This window comes from Brevibacillus choshinensis (assembly GCF_016811915.1).
GTDB lineage: Bacteria > Bacillota > Bacilli > Brevibacillales > Brevibacillaceae > Brevibacillus > Brevibacillus choshinensis_A.
On record NZ_CP069127.1, the window covers coordinates 3,174,131 to 3,188,372 of the forward strand.

Sequence of the window (14,242 nt, forward strand, 5' to 3'; positions counted from 1 at the left end):
GCTTCCCAGTGTGTCGCACGCAGGATGCGCAATGGTTTCGTGTTCGACAGCTTCTGTCCAAATAAAATACCCTCCTGGCCGACAACGGGAGCCCATCCTTTCAGACGGCTTTCATCCTTGTCACCACGAGGGAAACACTCTTGCTATTCAACCTGTCCATACCGTAGCGATTAGCTTTCATCGATTGGCACCCATGGAGTCCCCGTCCAAATAGCGATGGCGGGCTCCGTTCCCGGGTTGCGGAACGCATGGGGCTTGGTGCTGTCAAAGTAGATGCTGTCCCCTTGCTTCAGCAAATAGGTTTCATCGCCAATGGTTATCTCCATTTCTCCGTGCAGCACGATGCCGCCTTCCTCCCCCTGATGAGGCAAGGGCACGATTTTTTCTCCGCGGTCAGGGCTGACGATGATTTCGAAGAACTCCAGCTTGGTGCCGGTCAGAGGAGCCAAGACCCGATATTGCACATTCGGGTGCCTCATCGTGAGAATCTCCTGCTCTTCGCGTCTGGAAAGGAATACGGAGCTTTTCTTGATCCCCTCGAAAAAATAGGAAAGGGAGACGTCAAAGATGATGCTTAATTTCCATAGCGTATCCAGAGAGGGCTTCGCCTTTCCTCGTTCCAGCTGGGAAACCATGCTCTGGCTCAAACCGATTCTCTCCGCGACCTCGTCCACGGTCAGATTCGCCTCTTTACGTTTGGAGCGAATTCTCTCTCCGATGATGCCGATCGGGAGCTCGAACTGATGTATGTCATTCATTCTACTTACATTCCTCCTGGATCTATCTTGAATGGGTATAGGGAAGCGATCGAAGCGATCGAAAGCAATTCGGATACAGCTACGTTACATATCTATGCAAAACGCATGTTGATCCGACTCGCACCAGCCGCGGCTGGCGCACGATCACGTATTGGTTTCGGGTTATGTCATTTTAGTATACCATTTGTTGGGGCACTTTCGATAATGGGAAAAATGAAGGTCAGTGAAAGAACTCCTTCGCCATGGCTGATTCATCCGGTTTGATTACGCCCCCGCCTCACTTCTTCGATGATCCCCTTTACTCCTTCCTCGATTTGCTCCTGCTGCGCTCGTGCGATGCTGATCCGCAAAAACTTCTCCCGTTCCAAAAAGTCCGATAAATAAAATCGCTTTCCGGAGAGGACAAGAATCCCTCTCGCCGCAAGTCGCTCGATCAGGCGTTCCAGATTGACCGTTTGAGGCAGCTTGAACTGCACGTACACACCGAATTGGACCTTTGTTATCTCTAGCAATCCTGCATCGTTATGCCTCTGGACCGCATCGTTCAGCATCTGAATCCGCAGTGCATACTGGCTGGCTATTTTGCGTTTGTGCCGCTCGTACATGCCGTTTTTGATATACACCTCGAGCGCCCCTTGGGATAGCTGCGATGTATCCGCATATCCCTTGTGTTCGAGGTACGTCTCCAGCAGAGTTTCCGGCAATACGGCGGCGCCGAGTCTGAGTCCCGGGAAAATGATTTTTGAGAAGCTTTTCAAATAAACAACATGGGAGGTATGGTCGTAGGCGTAAATAGGATCGGAGCCCGGCTCTTCGCCCAGATCGGCCATGTAATCGTCCTCCACGACGTATACGTCATATTTGCTCGCCAATCGGGCAATCCTTTTTCTCTCGTCGACGCTGTACGAGGTGCCGAGAGGAGAGTGGTACCTCGACATGGTGTAGAAAAACTTGATTTTGCCCTGTCTGAACTTCTCTTCCAATTCCCGCAAATCAATACCGGAAGCCGTGCGGGCAATTCCGATCACCGGTATGCGCTCCGCCTCCAGAAAACGCAAAAATATATCGTAGCTTGGCTGTTCCACCAATATGGTCGAGTTCTCGTTCGGAAACGGCATTTTCGCCAAGATTTCCAGTGCCGGCTGAATCCCTGACATGACGATCACCTGATTCGCTTTGGCAAAAACTTGGTCTCCCGCCAAGTGGGAAACGAGCGTGTGGCGGAGAGTTTCCAGTCCTGTCGCATCTCCGCACGTAAACAGGTCGTACTTGTAGGTGTCCAATGCTTTATTCAAGCAATGCTGGAAGTCCAAATAGGGAAACAGGCTCGGATCCGGCGACGAAGCGGAGAAGTCGATCGTCTTGCATTCCGTAGCGTTGTGCCGGCTCCCGGGCTTTTCCACCACGTAATAGCCGCTTTGGGCAATGGAATAGATGGCATGGCGCTTTTCCAATTCCATATACGCACGCGATACCGTGTTGACACTGCAACCATACATCCTGGCGGCATTGCGGACAGATGGCAGCTTTTGGCCCGAGGCGAATCTCCCTTCGTTGATTTGTTGCTCGATATCGGAGAGAATCTCCACGTATTTTTTCATTCCGATCCCTCGCTTTCCCCTAGCCCCTCTATTATACGCGGTCAACTGTATTGAGACACTTTGAAAAAAATCCGATTGTTCTAAGCCGCAAATCGAACTACCATCTCAGGTAACGGATTCAAGCCACGAGAAAGCCTGACAAGGTGATACATGCAAGAGTCCGCGCCCATTCTTCATACAGACAAAGGAGTCGATTGGATCATGTCATCTGCCCTGCAAGCCGACTATTCCACCCTGTTTCGTGAACGTCATTCCGTCAGGCATTTCGATGCCTCACACAAGCTGAGCGAACAAGAAGTCAAGGAGCTGCTTGAGATCGCTGGCAGAGCTCCGTCGTCCTGGAATCTTCAGCACTGGAAGTTCGTCGCTTTTACCGACCCTGCTGCCAAGGAAACATTGCTCCCGATCGCGAACGGTCAAAAGCAAGTCGTCGACGCTTCCGTCACCATCGCCATCCTCGGAGACCTCGAGGCCAACCGGAATACAGAAGCGGTGTACGGCCCCGTCATCCAGGCCGATGGCGAAGATTCTTACGCGGGCTACCATTCCCATCAAGTCCTGTTCACTCAAATCGAAGAGGCATATGCGGCCGGTGCATCGTCCTCGTATCGGCGCGATGAAGCGATACGAAACGCCTCCCTGGCCGCCATGCAGCTCATGCTCGCCGCAAAAGCGAAAGATCTCGATTCCGGCCCGATGGTTGGCTTCGACGCCGACGCCTTCGTCAACACGTTCCATGTCCCGCCTCGATACATTCCGGTCCTGCTCGTGGCCATCGGCAAAGCCGCCAGACCTGCCCGGCCTACTACCCGCTTCCCGGTGGAGCAGACGGTCGTTTGGAACGGGTTTGAATGAGCCCGTGCCACGTGTCTTTACGCCATTGCGCTGAATGACAGACCATCGAAAGCAGAAAGACGTCACCGTGAAGATCGGTGACGTCTTTGTCAGTCAATTTTCTTTGAACAGCAGGTGTTAAAATATAAAAAACTCTCTTTCAAAAATCAAAAACTGTATAATTTTAGGTGAATCTAATGAGAGAATAGGGTGATAGAATGAATGGTTCAATAAAAATCCTCGCCATATCAGGGAGCCTGCGTAAAAGTTCAACGAATACTGGTCTTTTGCTTGCTTGTACATCTATCGCGAATGAAAATATTACATTTACTATTTATGATGGATTAGGTAACCTCCCGCACTTCAATCCGGATTTTGATGATGAAAATGCACCAGACTCGGTTTACGATTTTCGCATGAAGCTGAAGGAAGCTGATGGAGTGCTGATTTGTACACCGGAGTATGCAAATGGAGTACCGGGTGTTCTAAAAAACGCTCTGGATTGGGTCGTATCTTCAGGTGAATTTATGTATAAACCGACAGCAGTCATTAGTGCCTCCCCTTCCCAGTTTGGTGGCGATAAAGCGCACGATTCATTGATTCTTACCCTTTCCATTATGACCGCAAAAATAGTGGAAGGTGGTACACTGAAGATCCCGTTCGTCACCAAAAAGGTGAAACCACAAGGAGAGCTGACAGACTCTGCCACAGCACACTCTCTAAGATCATTAATTGATGCACTTACTCAGACAATCCATTCTAGTTAGTACAACAGTCTAATCTTCGCTCGCCGATTGTCTTAGTGACACCTGATTACAGCTTCTGATTCCGAAATACTGCCTTAATAGCTTAAAGAGGCTGCTGGATCATCTCCAGCAGCCTCTGATGCTTTTGTTATCGTCTTCTTCTTTACTTCCCTGTCTATTTAGCTAGTCGTTTTCTAATCAGTCGAGAGGGATCTCAAAACGCATTTTGCAACTTAACACTTAGACTTTATAATTGCTCAAAGAACCCTGCAGCTCTTCCGCCATTTTCGAAAGGGTATGGGCTGCGGCTGTAATTTCGTCCATCGATGCCAACTGTTCCTCAGCTGAGGCTGCCACAGTCTGCGCAAGTTCAGCAGATATTTCAGTTACATGTGAAATGTCATCGATGGAACCGACCATACTCTGTGCTCCCACATGTATTTGGTTGACAGCTTCTGTAACCTCTTTCGTTTGCGTGTACACATCTTCCACTGCTCTCAAAATTTCTATGAATGCGGATCCTGCATGATTGGCCAAAACAAGACCATCGGATACGGCTGTAGTTCCTCCGTTCATCGCCTCGACTGCTTTTTGGGTACCGTTTTGAATCTCCTGAATGAGTGTCCGAATCTGACCAGCCGCTGCTCCAGATTGTTCGGCCAATTTGCGCACCTCATCAGCTACTACCGCAAAGCCTCTTCCTTGCTCCCCTGCGCGGGCGGCCTCGATCGCCGCATTTAACGCCAGCAGATTTGTTTGTGCCGCAATTTCAGTAATGATCGAGACGATGTTTCCGATTTCATTTGATTGATTCCCAAGCGTATTTACAACATTTGCAGAAAATAAAACCTTCTCATTTATAAGATTCATTTGGGTAATCGTATTTCTGATGACTTCATTACCGCTTTGAGAGAGTTGCGAAGCATGAGACGTCGATTCAGACATATTCTGCATATTATTCGTAACTTCGCTCAATCCCCTTGCCATTTCGGTTACGAAATCATTTGCATCCTTCATGCTGGAAACTTGTTTTTCCGCACCAGCGGACACATCTTGAATGGCATTCGATATTTGATCGGAAGCTTGACTTGTTTGCTCCGTGCTTGCCAATAATTGTTCCGAGGTTGCTGCTACTTGGTGGGCATTGCCCGAAAACTGCAAAATCATGTGTTTCAATGTGCTCGACATTTTATTAAAATCTTTTCCCAATTCCCCGATCTCATCGCGATTCTTAATAACGAGCGGTTCCGCCGTTAGATCACCATCTGTGATTCTTCGGACTTGCTGGGAAATCTGTTTGATCGGATTGGAAATATGCCTGGTAAATAAAAGGACAATAAAAGTTCCCAATACCCAGCATACCCCGATTGTGATAACAATCATCGTAATGATGCTATTTGCCTTACTGTTGTAATCTTTCATGTATGAGCCTGCTGTCACAATCCATCCCCAATTCGGATCCATTTCCGAATATGCGATTTTCGGCGCCACGACTTCGGATTTTGGCAGTTTATAATTGTAATAAGTATACCCGCCTCCATTCATGCCTTGTTTGATAATTTCCTGCATGAAATAAAAACCATCATCCGATTTCAATTCCCAAACATTTTTGCCCTCTAGCGTGGGATGGGCAACCTCCAATCCTGTCTGATCAAGTACTAGAAAGTATCCGTTTTCCCCCAAATCGATATTTTTATTGATCGGGCGAGTGCCGTCTGGTTTTTTCTCTCCCAGTATTTGAACTTTTACTTGCTCTTGTGCCTCTTCGAGTGTGAGCTGACCTTTTTCCACTGCTGACTGTAATGAATCGATCATGGCAATAACCAAGCGGACGTTATTTTTCAAGCCGGTGGAGCCACTTTCATTAAGGGCGTCTCTGCTGAAAGTGAAGCTGAAAATCCCCACCACCATACTAGGAATTGTTAGTAACAGAATGGATACCAGCAATAACTTTTTAAAGGTCGTTAATTTCACGGTGTCTACCCCCACATGTCTCATTCACTGATCTAATAACTTCAATACCCGTTCAAGAAAGGCATCAAACGTATGGAAAAGTGATATAAGCCAAATGTGGGCCCTTTTCGATCGCCTCAAATGGAAGATTCGCGTAGTGCCTAACCCCCATTCCGGTATTCAAGATACCGAAGGCACCGAGGGTCAATATAAAGATCAGTAATTTCTTATGTTTCCGTATAATTCCCAACTTCATGTCCGTTACCAATCCGTTCGTTTTCCGTCTCTGAAGAACCCTCCATTCGGTCCTTCAGGTCCAGTAGTGGCTAACCAAAGGATCGACTCAGCAGCTTGCTTGGGAGTTCGCGGAGCCGATGGTCCACCCATATCTGAGCTCACCCATCCCGGATCGACCGCATTGATTTGAATATCGCCTTTGATTTCTGCAGCTACCAATCGAGTCAATCCATTTAGGGCAAGCTTAGACAACTTATATGCACCAACTCCTGGGGAGGACATTTCCCTCAACGCCCCATATTCCGAAGAAACATTAATCACTCTTCCATAACCTTGCTTTTCCATAATAGGCATAAAGGAACGGATGACATGGTAAGCGCCGAAGAAATTCGTTGCCATCGTTGCCTCCAGAATGGAGGGTTCCATTTCCATCAACTTCTCGTTTTCGTCCAAATACACGCCAGCATTATTAATCAATACGTCTAATCTTCCAAAACACTCACTTACTGTGATCGCAGCTTGCCGTATGCTCTCTTGACTGTCTACATCCATCTGCACAAAGGATACGTCCAATGTCGACACCTTCAGTTTTTGGGCGGCTTCATGCCCCGTTTCAGAATCCCGACTAGTCAAAATGACCTGAAATCCCTTCAAAGCCAACTGTTTGACTAGTTCATACCCAATTCCTCGATTCCCTCCGGTGACAAGTGCAACTTTACGCTCCTTTGACATTGTAATCCCCCATTTCATGATTTGGATCAAATGCCCCACCTTTAAGGAATGAGGCACACCAGTAGGAGTGCCCCAAACAAATTTCTTCAATCTCTCAAGAATGTTTCAACTTGCCCACGGTAAATTGCGAAATGAGGTTTTTTTGGTGGTACGTACGGTTATTCATTCTCCATCGTGCTGATGTCGATCACGAATCGATACCGGACATCCGAAGCCAGTACGCGTTCCCAGGCTTCATCGATCTGGTTGGCGGAAATCACCTCGATCTCGGTAGCGATGTGGTGTTCAGCGCAAAAGTCCAACATCTCCTGCGTTTCGCGAATACCGCCGATCATCGAGCCAGCATACGACCGACGATGACCGATAAGTGACATGGCTTGAACGGACAACGGGTCGGCTGGCGCACCGACGTTGACCATCGTGCCGTCCAGAGCCAACAGCGAAAGGTAGGCGTTCACATCAACCTTCGCGCTCACTGTATTTACGATGAGATCGAACGTACCGGCCAGTTTCGCAAACGTCTCCGGATCGTTCGTCGCATAATAATGGTCCGCGCCAAGTCGCAAACCGTCTTCTTTCTTCTTCAAGGATTGGGATAAAACTGTGACCTCCGCACCCATGGCATGAGCGAGCTTCACTGCCATGTGGCCAAGCCCGCCAAGTCCGACAACAGCGACCTTCTTGCCGGGACCGGCTCCCCAATGACGCAGCGGAGAATACGTTGTAATGCCAGCGCACAAGAGCGGAGCGGCAACGTCAAGTTCCATACCATCAGGAATTTTAACCACGAAGTCTTCCGTTACAACGATGTGCGTGGAATAACCACCCTGCGTATACTGCCCGTACCGGTCTGTAGCCCCATAGGTGCCAGTCATTCCGTTCAGGCAATACTGTTCTTCTCCCTTATGGCAGTTCACGCACTCTCCGCAGGAGTCAACCATGCAGCCAACCCCTACGCGGTCGCCAACGGCATACTTGGTCACTTCCGAACCAACTTGGGCGACAATGCCAGCGATCTCGTGCCCTGGAACAAGAGGGTATTGAACCGGTCCCCACTCGCCGCGAGCCGTGTGGATGTCAGAGTGGCAAATACCCGCATATTTAATCTCGATGAGGACATCATGCGGCTGGAGGTCCCTACGTTCGATCTCGGTCAGTTTGAACGGACCTTCCGGATTGAATACAGCACGTGCATTGGCATGAATCATATATATCCTCCTGTAATTCTGATTGATTGGTTTTGCGGGACATGCAATCGCCTAAGCTAGGGAGGTATATTCGGGACAGCGCCTCGTTGCGAGGACCTGATCACTCACCCATCCCCTCGTCTTGCACCAGTAATGAATGGAACCTTCGTTTTCTTATCAACTCGAATTCATACAACTACAAGCGAATAAACAAAATACATTGCTTAATCAACTTATGTTCATTATTATATAATCAAGAGAACGACATTCAATGGTTAAAAACACGCGAAACGTTGATATATTAACAATGGAATCAAAATTGTTCATTATCTCAAAAAAGCTAGGTGAATAATCGATGGCAAAAGTGGATCGGAGAATTGCTAAGACGCAAGAGTCCTTGAAAAAAGCTGTTATTGAATTAATGAGCGAAAAAAGTTTCGATGAGATTACCATTCAGGATATTGCGGACAAGGCTAACCTAAACCGCGGAACCATTTATCTTCATTATCAGGACAAATATGATTTGCTGGATAAACTGATCGAGGCACACATGAATGAACTAGCAGAGATGGATGAATGGGCATGTAGACTGGATTGGGGCAATGCTCTTGTACATTTTTTTGAGTACTTTGAGAAAAACTATTTATTTTTTTCGACTATGTTAGCCAGTAAAGGAGCCCCCTCTTTTAGAACTCGGCTTCTTCATTATATTATGGAAGGATTCAAAGGTGAGATTGATAGAGAAAGCGGAAGAAATGCGGATATTAGTGAAGAAGTCATGTTGCAATATGCGGGTACCGCTTATGTAGGGGTAATTGAGTGGTGGATTAGAAATGGCATGCCGCATCCACCGCAAATCATGGCGAAACAAGTTGGAGCCTTATTGGAGAGAAGTCTATAAGCTTATCGAGGCTGCCGGATCATCTCCTGCAGCCTCTGCCGCTTTTGTTTTGCTAATGCCCCCATTACCTTGCTCCATTTCTTAATGCTCTTCGTCCACTTTCGTTATGAATTCAATCTTCTCTTGAATTTCCGTGCGCAAAAATGCTTTTGCCTCTTCGGTTCCCGTAAGCTCTAGCAGTATCGGCTCCTCTTCGTTGCTCGCAATGACCGTAAACGTCAAGAATGGGCAGCATTTTCGCTCCATTCTTACCCATTCTGTAACAAGCTGAAGCGTTCCCGAATCCCCTTCTTCATTTACATCACTTCCTTCATGGGATATATTCGAATCATAAAACTTAAAGTGAACTTTAAGTCAAGAGGTGTAGCTATGTCAGGTCTAAGCATAGGTCAGCTCGCCGCAAGAGCAGATTTGAACGCATCGACACTTCGTTATTATGAATCCGTTGGTTTGCTGCCATCGCCTGAGCGAAAAAACGGTCAGCGCCGCTATGACGAGGGGCTGCTTGACCGTATCCATTTTATTAAAGTGGCGCAGCAGACTGGCTTTCGTATTCAGGAAATAGCTGTTTTATTAGAGGGCTTTGAAGCCGGCCATTCACTTTCAGAACGCTGGGAGCTGATGGCGAGACAAAAACGCTCGGAGTTGGAAGAGCGAAAGAAACAGATCAATTCCATGATACAGATCCTTGATTGCGGGTTACGGTGCAAATGTCTTACGTGGTCCGAATGCTTGGAGAAGATAGAAAATACGGGTTCGTATCAGGAAGGGACAGGGTCGGGAAGTGATTTCAAGAGAACAATTAGAAAATAATCAAGTTTGGCTCTATGCTTTCGTACTACTGATAGCCGCTGGAATAGGCTTGTTATGGCCAGAATCCAGCGAAAGCTTAGATGGCATGATTTCAATCGTACTTGGCATCTTGATGTATGGAATGTTTGCCCAAATCCCTTTTTTCCGTTTAAAAGAGGCACTAACAAATCGAAAGTTCATCTATGCGCTGCTTATTACGAATTACATAGCTGTACCTCTCCTTGTTTGGGGGTTAACACGGTTTCTTCCAGCCGATTCAGCAATACGACTAGGTGTACTCCTTGTTTTGCTCACCCCCTGCATTGACTATGTGATTGTTTTTACACATCTTGGACGTGGCAACGAGAAGCTTGTTTTGGTCTCAACACCTATCCTTTTTGTCACTCAAATGCTTTTATTGCCTATTTATTTATGGCTATTTATGGGCGAGAATGCTGCAGAGATTGTGAGCGTCGGGCCATTTTTCGAAGCATTTTTAGGTCTTATTGTTGTTCCGCTGGGACTTGCTCTACTTACGCAATGGTGGGCATGGCGACAACCACAAGGAGAGCGTTGGCTTGATGTGACAGCATGGCTTCCTGTACCTTTTATGGCGTTAACCCTTTTTGTTGTCGTTGCATCACAAATCTCTAAACTATACGCCTCGTTTGATTCTATCATCCAGGTGGTTCCGGTCTATGTAGCCTATATGGCCATTACACCGATTCTTGCGCGTATCGTTTCTCATATATTCCATTTAGATACCGGCGCAGGGCGGGCTCTTATTTTTAGTGCAGGAACCCGTAATTCTCTTGTCGTTCTTCCTTTTGCACTGGCGCTGCCGGAACCTCTAAACGGGGTTGCCTCAGCAGTAATCGTAACGCAAACAATTGTAGAACTGATTGGGGAGCTCTTATATATTCGGCTTGTCCCAAAGGTACTTTTACGTGGGACGGATGGGCACTGAAAAGTTGAGAAAGTCAAAAGGCAAACTTACGAGGAAATATAGCTAATGCCAGTTCAAGAATATAAGCTTGACTGTTTCCCGGTTGAAGCGATCCTGCTCTTTCGTTAATCAGAGGCTGCCGGTAGTAACACTAGCAGCCTCTATAGGTTGTGGGTATTTTTTGCATCAAACCTCTGCATTTGTTACTTTTACCCTGCCTATTAGCATGATGACTCCTTTGCTGTGTATTTCTTATTCATATTGAAAACGAATTTCCAGGCAGTTGAATGCTGCGCCAGCCGCTTACATCGCATTGGCCATATTCATTATCACCCACAGCTACCACCGTGCCGTCCGATTTAAGCCCAACGGTATGACGACGCCCCGCCGCTATGCCTTTTCATCTTCCGAATTATTAGACGTTTTTGCATTCTTTCGCTACGACCTTTCCGACATGTATTTCCAAATGCTGTGATCAAACAACGAACGATTTACCCCGATGTGATCAGCTGCGCGATTAATGATTTCGCTCGTCTTCTGATAGCTTTCAAAAGGAACCCCTGATTGCTCCAGGAAATGGATCAAATGTCGATCTACTGCATTCCCTTGCTGGCCAACCAAGATCTTCATATAGTCGGCTGTTTTATCTTTAATACCCTTGAGCTTTTTAATGCGAATCACATTTTGATCATCCGATAACCATACAGCGAATTCGTCTTCTGTTTCAATTTGCTCAGATTGTAGAAATTCTGCGACCTGCTTTATTCTCTCTACTTTGGCTCCCTTAAAATTGATCATCCTATCCAGACCGTGTTCGCTCATCGTTTTCAAAAATCCACTTGTTGTGCTGGCAGAGGGATATTGTGTTTTGATATTGTTGACTCTTGGCTTTACTACTGACTTGTAATCGATCCCTGATTGTAGGATGGCATCAGTTAGGGTCGCTCCCATATGACCATACGAGCCATCTATTTCAGTAACCAGTTTAAAATCAGGAAGCATAGTGAGGAAAGAAACCAATTTATTTACCGAAACTTCTACGGATATGTCTGAATGATGCGTTTCGAGCAACCGAAGGGCACCGTCAGCAATACCAAAGAAATCTTTCGCTATTTTTAATGAGGTAAAGGCTGAAGTCCCGTCCGATTTCCCTCCTTCTCTTATACGAATATCATTTTCGGCAGTCGAACGTATCCATCTCAAAGCTTCTCGGATTGCTTCAGCATTATGATTGATGCTCATTGGAGATCTCCTTCGTATAAACTCCTGGATTTTTAATCCTCTCATTACCTCTGAGGAAAAGACCTTACGACGGAACAGTTGTTGCTTTAGAATACGTACTTCATCAAGATTGATGTTCATCTATGAAATGTTTTAACCTGGAGTAATGGATGCAAAAAGCTAACCTGTTCCATCGTACCATTCATATTTTATGAGGAGCCCTGAATCTTTGTCGACCCAAAAGCGGAATGTTTTCGCTCCGTGTTTATCGCTATTATTCAACTTTCCTTTTAAAACGATGGTAGTGTGATTCAGCACGATCTCATTTTGATTTTCAATTTCCCAATCCCCTGGGTATTGCTGGAAGGCTATAGTTAGCAGGATAATATACTGTCCACTTCCGATTCTATAGGGTGCTAGCTCTGATGAAATCAATATCAGCGAGAAATGGCAGAGATATACTGGGCGTTCGATTCTCGGATCCAACACTCCAAATCCTTTACTCGTATGAGCTTACATGTTTACCGCCAAAGCCATTCGTACAAAATGGGGAATACACACCGGATAAAGGCTGGTCTATTCGGTACTCAGCCATCATTCATTTTCTTGGAATGATACACCTTCGTTGGCACCTTTTCATTTAATTCTCTTGTCACTCACATTCTCGGAGGAGCTACATGACATTCCTGATATCCTTACTCATTGTCCTCGCCATCGTGTCAGTTGGAGTCATCAGTCCCGCTCTCTTTTCTCAGGCGGCGTCAAAGATCCTTACTCTCACAACCACAAATTTCGGCTGGTTTTACTTGATTGTGACATTCGGCTTCTTAACTTTTTGCCTCTTCCTCGCTTTTAGCAAGTACGGGCAAATCACGCTTGGGGAAGATGACGATGAACCGGAATTTTCTCTCCCTACCTGGTTTGCCATGCTATTTAGTGCCGGAATGGGGATCGGGCTTGTGTTTTGGGGAGTCGCGGAGCCAATCTCCCATTATTTCTCTCCTCCTGCGGGTGTTGCTGGTCAGACGCCAGAGGCAGCACAGACTGCCATGCGCTTTGCTTTTTTTCACTGGGGGCTTCATCCTTGGGGCATTTATGCTGTCATCGCTCTCTGTCTAGCTTACTTTCAATTCCGAAAGGGGGCCAAGGGGCTCATCTCTTCCACATTTTTTCCTTTGCTCGGTGACCGGGTTAATGGCCCCATCGGCAAAGGAATTGACGTGTTCGCCATCATCGCCACCGCCTTTGGTGTCGCTACTTCGCTGGGATTGGGGACCCTGCAAATTAACGGGGGTCTTGCCCATCTCTTTGGGCTCCCTTCCAACCCCACCGTTCAGATCATCATTATCGCAGTCATCACTGTGCTCTACCTTTTGTCCTCTACATCCGGGCTGGATAAAGGAATCAAAATCCTTAGCAATATCAATCTAGCTTTGGCTTTCTTCCTTTTGCTGCTCACCCTTTTTATGGGACCGACCGCCTTTTTGTTCGACACCTTTACGACTACTCTTGGCAGCTATTTAAATAATTTAATCTCGATGAGCTTGCGGCTCACTCCTTTCACGCAAGGAACCTGGGTGGCAAACTGGACACTGTTTTACTGGGCGTGGTGGATTTCCTGGGCACCTTTCGTCGGCACCTTCATTGCACGTGTCTCCAAAGGCAGAACCATCAAAGAGTTCGTCATTTGCGTCATGCTCGTCCCAAGCTTGCTCAGCTTTATCTGGTTCTCCGTTTTTGGAGGAACTGCACTGCATCTCGAAATGTTTGACAAGGCTCCGATCGGTTCTGCCGTTCATCAGGATATTTCCACTGCCTTGTTCTTGGCCTTGGAGCAGCTCCCACTCGGGCAAATCCTGAGCTTAGTCGCCCTCTTTTTGATTATCGTGTTCTTTATCACTTCTGCCGATTCTGCCACATTTGTGCTTGGCATGCTGTCATCGGAAGGGAATCTGCACCCGACCAATCGGGTTAAGATCACTTGGGGTATTCTCCAGTCAGCTACAGCCGTTGTATTGCTTTTGAGCGGCGGTTTGGAAGGACTTCAGACGGCTTCTATCGTCGCTGCACTGCCTTTTGCTATCATCATGGTACTGATGTGTTACTCGCTGCTGAAGGCATTAGGGGAAGAGGCTCGCCACGAACGAAAAAGGCGGAAGGAGCAGCAGAAAAAGTTGGAGAGACTTTTGAAAGATGTGTAGAGGCATGAGGGTAGAGGACAGCCATTCAGGTTGTCCTCTTTATTTGCTAGACACGAACCTTCCTTCATTAACAGTAGCGTCACGATTCAGGTAAGTGTCGTTGGTAACAATTTGAGCATCCAGCGCAGTTGCA

The 14,242-nt window shown here is 46.9% G+C and carries 14 protein-coding genes; 6 read left to right on the forward strand and 8 right to left on the reverse strand.

Going from position 1 to position 14,242, the window contains the following annotated elements; translation table 11 throughout:
• Nucleotides 1-170 precede the first annotated feature (170 nt).
• Both JNE38_RS16020 and JNE38_RS16025 read right to left on the reverse strand, forming a co-directional pair.
• Nucleotides 171-758, reverse strand: coding sequence for a helix-turn-helix domain-containing protein (locus tag JNE38_RS16020; protein WP_203254675.1), 588 nt, complete (start codon nt 756-758; stop codon nt 171-173).
• Nucleotides 759-1,009: 251 nt separating this feature from the next.
• Nucleotides 1,010-2,359, reverse strand: coding sequence for an aminotransferase-like domain-containing protein (locus JNE38_RS16025; RefSeq protein ID WP_203254676.1), 1,350 nt, complete (start codon nt 2,357-2,359; stop codon nt 1,010-1,012).
• 201 nt (nt 2,360-2,560) lie between these two features.
• Here JNE38_RS16025 and JNE38_RS16030 point away from each other — a divergent pair, with 201 nt between their 5' ends.
• Nucleotides 2,561-3,214, forward strand: a complete 654-nt coding sequence (locus JNE38_RS16030; RefSeq protein WP_203254677.1) for a nitroreductase family protein — start codon at nt 2,561-2,563, stop codon at nt 3,212-3,214.
• A gap of 197 nt (nt 3,215-3,411) precedes the next feature.
• On the forward strand, nt 3,412-3,960 hold the full coding sequence (locus JNE38_RS16035; RefSeq protein WP_203254678.1) for an NADPH-dependent FMN reductase: 549 nt from the start codon (nt 3,412-3,414) through the stop codon (nt 3,958-3,960).
• Between the two features lie 219 nt (nt 3,961-4,179).
• Here JNE38_RS16035 and JNE38_RS16040 read toward each other — a convergent pair whose 3' ends face one another.
• From JNE38_RS16040 to JNE38_RS16050, 3 genes are all read right to left on the reverse strand, one after another.
• Nucleotides 4,180-5,913 carry a methyl-accepting chemotaxis protein gene (locus tag JNE38_RS16040; RefSeq protein WP_203254679.1) on the reverse strand — a complete coding sequence of 578 codons (1,734 nt, stop codon included), beginning with the start codon at nt 5,911-5,913 and terminating at the stop codon, nt 4,180-4,182.
• A 240-nt stretch (nt 5,914-6,153) separates the two neighbouring features.
• Entirely contained in the window at nt 6,154-6,861 is a 708-nt protein-coding gene (locus JNE38_RS16045; RefSeq protein ID WP_203357591.1) for an SDR family oxidoreductase, read from the reverse strand.
• Nucleotides 6,862-7,019: 158 nt separating this feature from the next.
• Nucleotides 7,020-8,069 carry an NAD(P)-dependent alcohol dehydrogenase gene (locus JNE38_RS16050; RefSeq protein WP_203254680.1) on the reverse strand — a complete coding sequence of 350 codons (1,050 nt, stop codon included), beginning with the start codon at nt 8,067-8,069 and terminating at the stop codon, nt 7,020-7,022.
• 334 nt (nt 8,070-8,403) lie between these two features.
• Between JNE38_RS16050 and JNE38_RS16055 the strand changes: the two genes are divergently transcribed.
• Entirely contained in the window at nt 8,404-8,949 is a 546-nt protein-coding gene (locus JNE38_RS16055) for a TetR/AcrR family transcriptional regulator (RefSeq protein WP_203254681.1), read from the forward strand.
• Nucleotides 8,950-9,030: 81 nt separating this feature from the next.
• On the opposite strand, the gene JNE38_RS16060 is transcribed toward JNE38_RS16055, so the two are convergent.
• A complete protein-coding gene (locus tag JNE38_RS16060; RefSeq protein ID WP_238933341.1) occupies nt 9,031-9,195 on the reverse strand; it encodes a hypothetical protein in 165 nt (54 codons plus the stop codon).
• A 123-nt stretch (nt 9,196-9,318) separates the two neighbouring features.
• Between JNE38_RS16060 and JNE38_RS16065 the strand changes: the two genes are divergently transcribed.
• Together JNE38_RS16065 and JNE38_RS16070 are read left to right on the forward strand one after the other, a co-directional pair.
• Nucleotides 9,319-9,762, forward strand: a complete 444-nt coding sequence (locus tag JNE38_RS16065) for a MerR family transcriptional regulator (RefSeq protein WP_203254682.1) — start codon at nt 9,319-9,321, stop codon at nt 9,760-9,762.
• Nucleotides 9,734-10,708, forward strand: a complete 975-nt coding sequence (locus JNE38_RS16070; protein ID WP_203254683.1) for an arsenic resistance protein — start codon at nt 9,734-9,736, stop codon at nt 10,706-10,708. The genes JNE38_RS16065 and JNE38_RS16070 overlap by 29 nt, the downstream gene beginning before the upstream one ends.
• 235 nt (nt 10,709-10,943) lie before the next feature.
• Here the strand turns inward: JNE38_RS16070 and JNE38_RS16075 are convergent, their stop codons facing one another.
• Nucleotides 10,944-11,081 carry an RCC1-like domain-containing protein gene (locus tag JNE38_RS16075; RefSeq protein ID WP_203357592.1) on the reverse strand — a complete coding sequence of 46 codons (138 nt, stop codon included), beginning with the start codon at nt 11,079-11,081 and terminating at the stop codon, nt 10,944-10,946.
• A 44-nt stretch (nt 11,082-11,125) separates the two neighbouring features.
• Nucleotides 11,126-11,929, reverse strand: a complete 804-nt coding sequence (locus tag JNE38_RS16080) for an HhH-GDP family DNA glycosylase (protein WP_203254684.1) — start codon at nt 11,927-11,929, stop codon at nt 11,126-11,128.
• Nucleotides 11,930-12,585: 656 nt separating this feature from the next.
• Between JNE38_RS16080 and JNE38_RS16085 the strand changes: the two genes are divergently transcribed.
• Nucleotides 12,586-14,109, forward strand: a complete 1,524-nt coding sequence (locus JNE38_RS16085) for a glycine betaine uptake BCCT transporter (protein WP_203254685.1) — start codon at nt 12,586-12,588, stop codon at nt 14,107-14,109.
• The last annotated feature ends 133 nt before the right edge of the window (nt 14,110-14,242 follow it).

What these genes read in the sequence shown, in the direction of transcription:
- JNE38_RS16050 (WP_203254680.1), bottom strand. Translation starts at nt 8,069, where the DNA reads ATGATTCATGCCAATGCACGTGCTGTATTCAATCCGGAAGGTCCGTTC.
- JNE38_RS16025 (WP_203254676.1), bottom strand. Translation starts at nt 2,359, where the DNA reads ATGAAAAAATACGTGGAGATTCTCTCCGATATCGAGCAACAAATCAAC.
- JNE38_RS16060 (WP_238933341.1), bottom strand. Translation starts at nt 9,195, where the DNA reads ATGGAGCGAAAATGCTGCCCATTCTTGACGTTTACGGTCATTGCGAGC.
- JNE38_RS16035 (WP_203254678.1), top strand. Translation starts at nt 3,412, where the DNA reads ATGAATGGTTCAATAAAAATCCTCGCCATATCAGGGAGCCTGCGTAAA.
- JNE38_RS16045 (WP_203357591.1), bottom strand. Translation starts at nt 6,861, where the DNA reads ATGTCAAAGGAGCGTAAAGTTGCACTTGTCACCGGAGGGAATCGAGGA.
- JNE38_RS16085 (WP_203254685.1), top strand. Translation starts at nt 12,586, where the DNA reads ATGACATTCCTGATATCCTTACTCATTGTCCTCGCCATCGTGTCAGTT.
- JNE38_RS16080 (WP_203254684.1), bottom strand. Translation starts at nt 11,929, where the DNA reads ATGAGCATCAATCATAATGCTGAAGCAATCCGAGAAGCTTTGAGATGG.
- JNE38_RS16065 (WP_203254682.1), top strand. Translation starts at nt 9,319, where the DNA reads ATGTCAGGTCTAAGCATAGGTCAGCTCGCCGCAAGAGCAGATTTGAAC.
- JNE38_RS16030 (WP_203254677.1), top strand. Translation starts at nt 2,561, where the DNA reads ATGTCATCTGCCCTGCAAGCCGACTATTCCACCCTGTTTCGTGAACGT.
- JNE38_RS16020 (WP_203254675.1), bottom strand. Translation starts at nt 758, where the DNA reads ATGAATGACATACATCAGTTCGAGCTCCCGATCGGCATCATCGGAGAG.
- JNE38_RS16055 (WP_203254681.1), top strand. Translation starts at nt 8,404, where the DNA reads ATGGCAAAAGTGGATCGGAGAATTGCTAAGACGCAAGAGTCCTTGAAA.